9 protein-coding genes are annotated in these 8,715 nt (G+C 27.1%); 8 read left to right on the forward strand and 1 reads right to left on the reverse strand.

The window, feature by feature from the left end:
* The first annotated feature begins 141 nt into the window (after positions 1-141).
* The 8 genes from ACRC03_RS07300 to ACRC03_RS07335 all read left to right on the forward strand — a co-directional run bounded on the left by ACRC03_RS07300 (position 142) and on the right by ACRC03_RS07335 (position 7,349).
* Positions 142-831: an ABC transporter permease gene (locus ACRC03_RS07300; protein ID WP_438651904.1), complete on the forward strand. Its 690-nt coding sequence runs from the start codon at positions 142-144 to the stop codon at positions 829-831.
* Between the two features lies 1 nt (position 832).
* Positions 833-1,462: an ATP-binding cassette domain-containing protein gene (locus ACRC03_RS07305; protein WP_438651905.1), complete on the forward strand. Its 630-nt coding sequence runs from the start codon at positions 833-835 to the stop codon at positions 1,460-1,462.
* Positions 1,463-2,689, forward strand: coding sequence for a molybdopterin molybdotransferase MoeA (locus tag ACRC03_RS07310; RefSeq protein WP_438651906.1), 1,227 nt, complete (start codon positions 1,463-1,465; stop codon positions 2,687-2,689).
* Between the two features lie 10 nt (positions 2,690-2,699).
* The gene (locus ACRC03_RS07315) at positions 2,700-4,595 is read left to right on the forward strand and encodes a molybdopterin biosynthesis protein (RefSeq protein WP_438651907.1); all 1,896 of its coding nucleotides are present in this window, start codon (positions 2,700-2,702) and stop codon (positions 4,593-4,595) included.
* On the forward strand, positions 4,592-5,542 hold the full coding sequence (moaA, locus tag ACRC03_RS07320; protein WP_438651908.1) for a GTP 3',8-cyclase MoaA: 951 nt from the start codon (positions 4,592-4,594) through the stop codon (positions 5,540-5,542). Before ACRC03_RS07315 ends, moaA begins: the two co-directional genes overlap by 4 nt.
* A 60-nt stretch (positions 5,543-5,602) precedes the next feature.
* Positions 5,603-6,055, forward strand: coding sequence for an MOSC domain-containing protein (locus ACRC03_RS07325; RefSeq protein WP_438651909.1), 453 nt, complete (start codon positions 5,603-5,605; stop codon positions 6,053-6,055).
* Between the two features lie 9 nt (positions 6,056-6,064).
* Positions 6,065-6,532, forward strand: a complete 468-nt coding sequence (gene moaC, locus ACRC03_RS07330) for a cyclic pyranopterin monophosphate synthase MoaC (RefSeq protein WP_438651910.1) — start codon at positions 6,065-6,067, stop codon at positions 6,530-6,532.
* Between the two features lie 148 nt (positions 6,533-6,680).
* A complete protein-coding gene (locus ACRC03_RS07335) occupies positions 6,681-7,349 on the forward strand; it encodes a YkgJ family cysteine cluster protein (RefSeq protein ID WP_438651911.1) in 669 nt (222 codons plus the stop codon).
* Positions 7,350-7,465: 116 nt separating this feature from the next.
* Here the strand turns inward: ACRC03_RS07335 and ACRC03_RS07340 are convergent, their stop codons facing one another.
* Positions 7,466-8,533, reverse strand: coding sequence for a hypothetical protein (locus ACRC03_RS07340; RefSeq protein ID WP_438651912.1), 1,068 nt, complete (start codon positions 8,531-8,533; stop codon positions 7,466-7,468).
* Positions 8,534-8,715 lie beyond the last annotated feature (182 nt).

The raw sequence follows: 8,715 nt of genomic DNA on the forward strand, positions 1-8,715 counted from the left end.
TTTGATAATATAAATGATAAAGAAGCTAAAGAATTTGAAGAATGGATTTTAGAAGACGAAACTCAAAAAAATATAGAGAACTTTAAAAAAGAAGAGTACGGGCAGTCTTTATTTACTCCAAATGCAAAGTAGGTAAAGGCTATGGATTATATAGTAGAAGGATTTAAAAATAGTATACAAATGTTATTAACTTTTGATAAAGATATATATGAGATAATATTGTTATCATTAAAAGTTTCTTGTATTGCTACTTTCATATCTTCTATTTTAATGATTCCTTTAGGTGTATATACAGGAATAAATGATTTTAAGTTTAAGTCATTGTTTTCTAGATTAGTATATACAGGTATGAGTATTCCATCTGTTATAGTGGGGCTTGTGATTTCTATAATATTAACTAGAAATGGACCACTAGGTTTTTTAAATCTGATGTACACACCATCTGTAATGATAATAGCTCAATCTATTTTAATATCCCCATTAATTTTAGGTCTTACATATAATCTAAGTAAATCTAGAGGTAAGTATATAAAAGAAATAGGGATAACTTTAGGAGCTAACAAATTACAAATTGTAACTCTTATTATTAGGGAATTAAAAGAAGAGATATTGATAAATATCATAACTGCATTTTCAAGAGCGATTTCAGAAGTTGGAGCAGTCATGGTTGTAGGTGGAAATATAAAAGGATATACAAGGGTTATGACTACATCTATTGCTATGTATAATTCTATGGGAGATTATTCTATGGCAATAGCACTAGGAATAGTTTTACTTTTAATATCATTTATTATAAATAATATAACTTATAATTATAGTATGGAGGATTAATATGAATATAACTATAAAAAATTTACAAAAATATTATAAAGATAAGTTAGTTTTAGATATAAAACAATTAGAAATTGAAAGTAATAAAATAACTGGAATAGTTGGAGAAAATGGTGCAGGTAAAAGTACCTTATTAAATATAATAAGCGGAATTGACAAAAATTTTTGTGGACAAGTTTATTATGATAAGAAAAAGTTAAATAAGAAAATTCAAAAAGAGATAACCTTAGTTTTTCAAAAACCAAGGCTTTTAAACGATACAGTATATAAAAATTTATATTATCCTCTAAAAATTAGGAACACTAAAAAAGAAGATAATAAATTTAAAATTGAAGAAATATTAAAGAACTTAGACATAGAAAGTTTGAAAGATAAAAAGGCTCTTGAATTATCAGGAGGAGAACAGCAAAAAGTTGCATTAGCTAGAGCTTTGGTGTTTAACCCCAAAGTGCTAATGTTAGATGAAGTAACTTCTAATATAGATTTTGAATCTATAAAAACTATTGAAAGTATTATTATGAATTACAATAAATATGATAAAAACACAATTATATTGATTTCACATGATAAAAAACTAATAAAATCTTTATGTGATAATGTAATTGTTTTAGATAAACTGGAGGTAAATTAAGTGGAATTTTTTAATGTAATGTCTGTTGATGAAGTCAAAAATATTTTGATTAACAATTTTAAAAATATTAAAATAGAAACTGAAAAAGTAACTATTTTAGATTGCTATGAAAGAGTTCTAAGTAAAGATATAGCTTCTCAAATTAATGTTCCAGATTTTAATAGGTCAACTGTTGATGGCTATGCTATAAAAAGTAATGATAGTCATGGATGTAGCGATTGTATGCCTACATTTTTAGAAGTTACTGGCGAAGTTAATATGGGACAAGCAGTAGACATTGATATTAAAAATGGACAATGCATTTATGTCCCAACAGGAGGAATGCTTCCTAAAAGTGCAGACTCTGTTATTATGATAGAGTATGTTGAAAAACTTGATGAAAGTACTATAGCTATTCATAAACCTATATCAACTGGTGAGAATGTAGTTTATAAAGGTGATGATATTAAGGAAAATCAAGTGGTACTAAAAAAAGGTAAAAAAATTAATTCTCAAGATATAGGTGTATTAGCATCCCTAGGAGCTTATGAGATAGAAGTTTATAAATCTATAAAATTTACTGTAATTTCAACTGGTGATGAAATTATAGACTTAGATGAGAATTTAGAATTTGGTAAAATTAGAGATATAAATGGATATGCAATTTGTTCACTTATTAAAAAATTAGGTGGAAGTGTTGTAAAAAAATCTATTGTTAAAGATAATTATGAATTATTAAAAGAAGAAGTATCAAACGGAATAAAAAATAGTGATATAGTTTTACTTTCAGGTGGAAGTTCTGTTGGAACTAGGGACTATACTCATGATGTTATAAATTCATTTGATGGGCAAGGTGTATTAGTACATGGCGTAGCTTTGAAACCAGGAAAACCAACTATAATTGGAGAGTGTGAGAATAAAGCTGTTATAGGACTTCCAGGACATCCGGTATCTGCAATAATAGTTTTTAAAATATTTATTGAGTATTTAGTAAATCAAATATTAGATATTAAGGAAACTACATATACTGTAGATGCTATAATAAATACAAATTTACATTCTTCGCCAGGGAAGAAAACTTACCAAATGGTTAGTTTAGAAGAAATTGCCAATAAATATTATGCTAAACCTATGTTTGGAAAATCATCTATGATAACTCTACTATCAAAATCCTGTGGATATATAATTATAGATGAAGACTGTGAAGGGTTATATAAAGAACAAGAAATAAAAGTTCATTTATTATAAGGTGATTACTATGAAAAAAGAAGATAGAAATATATATATATCAAATATTGATTTAGATGAGGCTATAACTTCTTATTTTTCCAAGATAAACTTTAATTTTGATTCTTGTGATGAAATAGAAGTATATGATTGTTTAGATAGAGTAACTATAGAACCTATTTTTGCTAAAAATTCATCTCCTCATTATAATAGTGCGGCCATGGACGGTATTGCAGTATGCTCAGAAAATACAATGGGTGCAAATGAAGTAAATCCAAAAACACTTATATTAAATAAAGACTTTATATATGTTAACACTGGAAATGTAATAGGAGAAGATTATAATTCAGTAATAATGATTGAAGATGTTATGGAACTTGACAACAATAAAGTTCAAATAATAGCACCTTCTTATCCTTGGCAACATATAAGACCTATTGGTGAAGATATTGTAGCGGGAGAAATGATATTACCATCTAATCATAAAATAAGACCTATGGATATAGGTGCATTGATCTCTGGAGGGATATCTAGGTTAAAAGTATTTAAAAAGCCATTAGTTTCAATAATTCCAACAGGAAATGAAATTATAGAAAATATAGAAGATATAAAAAAAGGAAAAATAATAGATACTAATTCTAGAGTATTTGAGAATTTAGTAATTAAATATGGAGGAATACCGGGTAGATATTCACCACAAGAAGATGACTATGAAAATTTAAAAAAGACTATAGATGAAGCTAGTAAAAATAGTGATTTGGTAGTAGTAAATGCAGGAACATCAGCAGGAAGCAAAGACTACATGGTGAAGGTTATAAGGGAAATAGGAGAAGTTGTAGTTCATGGTATAGCCCTAAAACCAGGAAAACCAACAATACTTGGACTAGTAAACAATAAACCTGTAGTTGGAATACCTGGATATCCAGTTTCAGCTTATATAGTTTTTGAAGAAATTGCTAAAAGAATAATGTTAAAATTTAGTGGATTAGAAAAAGAGCAAGAAGATAATTATGATGCTATACTTTCAAAAAGATTAGTGTCATCTTTAAAACACAAAGAAGTAGTTCGTGTTAATTTAGGTTATGTAGATGATAAATTAGTAGCAACACCCTTAACTAGAGGTGCAGGAGTTACTATGAGTTTAGTTAAAGCAGATGGATTTATTGAGATACCTAGAAACACAGAAGGAATTGAAGCAGGAAGTACTGTAAAAGTGAAGCTTTTAAAACCGATGAGCCAAATAAAAAATTCTTTAGTTTCTATTGGAAGTCATGATATAGTGATGGATATTATAGCTAATAAAATAAATTTATCCTCAGGACATGTAGGTAGTATGGGTGGGGTAATGGCTATTAAAAGAAATGAAGCTCATATAGCACCAATACATTTATTAGATACTAATACTGGGGAATATAATATAAGTTATGTTAGAAAATATTTTAAAGATGATAAAATGGCTTTGATAAAAGGTGTTAAAAGACTTCAAGGATTTATAGTTCAAAAAGGAAATCCTAAGGATATAAAGAGTTTTGATGATTTGAAAAGAAAAGATATTTGCTATATAAATAGACAAAGAGGTGCTGGGACTAGACTTTTACTAGATTATAATTTAAGCAAATTAAATATAGATATTAATAACATAATTGGATATGAAAGAGAAATGAATACTCACATGGCAGTAGCAGTTACTGTTAAAAGTGAAAGTGCAGATACCGGACTTGGAATTATGTCTGTAGCTAAAGCCATGGAATTAGATTTTATTCCAATAGGCTATGAGAGCTATGATTTCTTAGTGAAAGAAAGTAATCTAAAAGATGAAAAAATAAAAAGTTTTATAAATATATTAAAAAGTGAAGACTTTAAAAATCAAGTCGAAAATCTTGAGGGTTATGAATTTTACAATACAGGAGAGGTGATTTATATATGATAGATTTTTATGGAAGAAAAATAAATTATTTAAGAATGTCTATTACAGACAATTGTAACTTAAAGTGTAAGTATTGTATGCCAGAAGTGAACAACAATAATGAAAAACATGACATTTTATCTAGTGATGAAATATATAAAATCGCTAGTGACATGGTTGACTTAGGCATAGATAAAATAAGAATAACAGGAGGAGAACCATTAGCTAGAAAAGATAGTCTAGAGATAATAAAAAGAGTAGGAAGTCTTAATTTAAAAGATTTTACTATAACTACTAATGGTGTTTTACTCAAAAAATATGCAAGTAAGCTCAAAGAATATGGAGTTAAAAGAGTTAATATTAGTTTGGATTCTTTAGATAGCAATAAGTATAAGGAAATAACAAGAGGTGGAAATCTTCAAAATGTATTAGATGGAATTGAAGAATGTAAAAAAGTAGGCTTAACTCCTATAAAAATAAATGTAGTTTTGATTGGTGGATTTAATGAAGATGAAATAAATAAATTAGTGAATTTAACTGTAGATGATGAAATAGATGTTAGATTTATAGAGCTTATGCCAATTGGACAAGCTCAAAACTGGAGCATCGAAAAGTTTATATCTAGTAATGTAATATTAGAAAAAGTTAAACGTTTAAAAAGAATAGATTGTGAAGAACAATCTTCGCCAGCAACCTATTATAAGCTAGAGGGTGCAAAAGGTAGAGTCGGAATAATAAATCCTATATCTTGTAAGTTTTGTGATAAATGTAATAGATTAAGGGTTACCTATGATGGAAAACTAAAATTATGTTTACATTCAGATGATGAGATAGATTTAAAAAGTGCAATAGAGTCTAAAATCGATTTAAAACAATTGATATTAAAATCTGTAAATGAAAAACCAAAGGAACATAACCTAGAAAAAGGACAATATATAAAACGAGATATGGTAAAAATAGGTGGCTAAAATAGTTAATTTATAAATTTAATTATAAATTAATATATAATTAATAAGGAGATAAGAGAGATGAATAAAAGTGGAGTGGTATTAGCAGTCAATATAAGTGAAACCAAAGGAGTTATAAAAACTCCAATAGAAGTTGGTGTATTTAAAGAAAATCATGGTTTAATAGGAGATGCTCATGCAGGGGACTGGCATAGACAAGTAAGTTTATTAGGTGATGAAAGTATAGATAAAATTAGAGCTATGGGAGTTGAAGGTTTATGTACCGGAAAATTTGCAGAAAATATAACTACCAAAGATATAGTTTTATATGAATTACCAGTTGGAACAAAGCTAAAAATAGGAGATACTATACAAGAAGTTACTCAAATAGGTAAAAAGTGTCATGCAGGATGTGCAATAAAAGCTCAAGTTGGAGACTGTGTAATGCCTAGAGAAGGAATATTTACTAAAATTTTAAAAGGTGGAGAAGTGCGTCCTGGAGATAAAATAGAAGTAATAGAAGATTTAGATTAGGAGGCTAATATGTTAACTCATATAAATGAAAAAGGCTATGCCAAAATGGTTGATATAAGTGAAAAGAGTGATACTGTAAGAATTGCAGTAGCAGTAGCAACTATTCATCTTAGTAAAGAGGTAATGGACAAAATAAAAAATGGGCAAATAAAAAAAGGTGATGTTCTTTCGGTAGCTCAAGTTGCAGGAATAATGGGAGCAAAGAATACATCTACGAATATTCCTATGTGTCACCAAATCAATTTGGTAGGTGCTGATTTAGAGTTTGAAATAAATGATAATGATAGCAGTATAAATATATATGCTACATGTAAATCACTAGGAAAAACAGGCGTTGAAATGGAGGCATTAAATGCTTGTTCAATAGCAGCATTAACTATATATGATATGTGTAAAGCTATAGATAAAAGAATGGTTATAAGTAATATTAGAGTATTAGAAAAGAGTGGTGGAAAGTCAGGAAACTTTAAATTTTAAAAAAATACAAGGGTCTATGTAAAGTTATTTACTTAGATTCTTTTTTTATTTATACTAAATCTTATCTCATTTTAAGATAAAATTTAGTATAATAAGATGTAGTTAAGTATTCTAATAAAATATAGATAAGAAATGAGGATGACAATATATGAAAACTATAAATAGATTAGAAGAAATTTCAGATGGCAAATTATATGATATTGATGATATAGTAAAAGCAGATACATATGGTTGTAATGGATGCAGCGATTGTTGTAGTGATGTGGGAGAGCTAGTGGTACTTACACCTTTTGATGTATATGAAATGGTAAGCTACTTAGGTGTTGATTTTGATGAATTATTAGGAGACAAGATAGTATTGCGCCCAAATAACAAAATTTTACTACCACACTTAAAGATGCAAGATAATAATAAAAAATGTAGTTTTTTAAACAAAGAAGGTAGATGTATTATTCATTCTAAGCGACCAAACATTTGTAGATTATTTCCTCTTGGAAGAGTATACAAAGATGATGATTTTAAGTATTTTCTACAAGTAGGAAATTGTCCTAAGGAAGATTTGAAAGATGTTAAGGTGAAAAATTGGGTAGGAATCGAAAACTATGAGGAAAATAGGAAGTTTATCTTAGAGTGGTACAAATTTATTAAGGCACTAACTTTTAGATTAAAGTTTGTGAGAGATGAAAAAGAAGTTGAGGCAATTAATCAAATTTTATTAGATAGCTGTTATCGTATAAAAATAAAAGAAGAAGATAATTTTTATTTTGTATTTCTAAAATATTTACCTGAGATAAAAAATAGATTGGGAATTATTTAGTTTACTAAATTGGTATAATAAAAAGCCAATCTACTATGTTTAGGGGAAATTTACACTACCTCAATGTTAGCAAAATAAATTAAAGATAGCTAGTCCTAGGACTAGCTATCTTTGATTTATCCGTTGATATCTTTATCTTTATACGCTTTATAATTGCGTAAAAACTCTCTACTATTAAAAATATACTTACCACCAATTTGAATATAGTATGAGCCCGTACTATTATATATTTCTTTTAACTTTTGACTTAAATTCTTGTGATAATACCTAAGCTCTTTAAATTCCTTTTTTAGTTTATCAGCAGTCATCCACACTTTGTTAGCACTTATGTCTGCAAGTTTAATATTATCAAATTTAAGATTATGTTTTTGAGAATATACATAAATTTCGGCTAATAATTCTTGTAAATTTTCATTTGTAAGGTTGTGATCAAGTTTTTTGTATAATATAGCACCCATAGAATCAATACCTTTATCTTCAAATTTTTCTTGTTTTATCAGAGCGTGTATTGGTTGTCTTTTTATATAGACATAGCTATTATCTTCAAGTATATAGGTCCCCCTATGATATTTAGCAGGCCTATGAATAACAAGAATAGGGCTATATCTACCATTAATTTCTTCTTCGTTTAAATCAACTATTTCGTCTAGATTTTTCAAGTTATAATCCTGGGACATAGTTCCGTATCTAGATTTTGTAGTTAATGAATACATTTCTCCATTTTTGATAAAATCAATTATACCATTTACATAATTCTCATCAATTATATTTTCAATACAATGTTGTGTACTTATATAATTTTGGGCTAGTTTATCTCTCATTTCGTACAATTTGTCTAAATCTACTTCTAAGGCTGCACAAATATTTATTAATCTTTCTTCTATATTATTTATATCAGTTTCTAAAAAAGGTGAAATTTCATTAAGACATTCTTGATTTTTTATTTTTAGAATTTTTTTCATTATATCTAAAGGAGTTACTTTACTTGTTTTATCAAATAAGTATTTATTGATATTTTCCTTTAAATTTTCTATATCTGTACATATTCTCATATAGTTTGAGATTACTTTACTTCCTTTGTTTAATATTTCTTGTGGGACATTTATATAGGTATTATTATTTTTAACATATAAATCTAACTGTGTATTTTCCATAAGCTGTATTGCCTTTCTGTATGCTGTCATTTAAATATATTTTATTATATCATTAATTTATATAAATTATTTTAAAATTTAATAAAAATATAAAAATAGTTAAAATATAAAATATAATAAATATTGAAAGTATATGTAAACTATTTATTACAAAGTGCATACATTAAGAATAAATGAAAGTTTTTTTAAAAAAGTTGCAAAAACAAAATAAT

Origin of the sequence: Romboutsia sp., assembly GCF_051659545.1 — a bacterium.
Lineage (GTDB): Bacteria > Bacillota > Clostridia > Peptostreptococcales > Peptostreptococcaceae > JBOFOR01.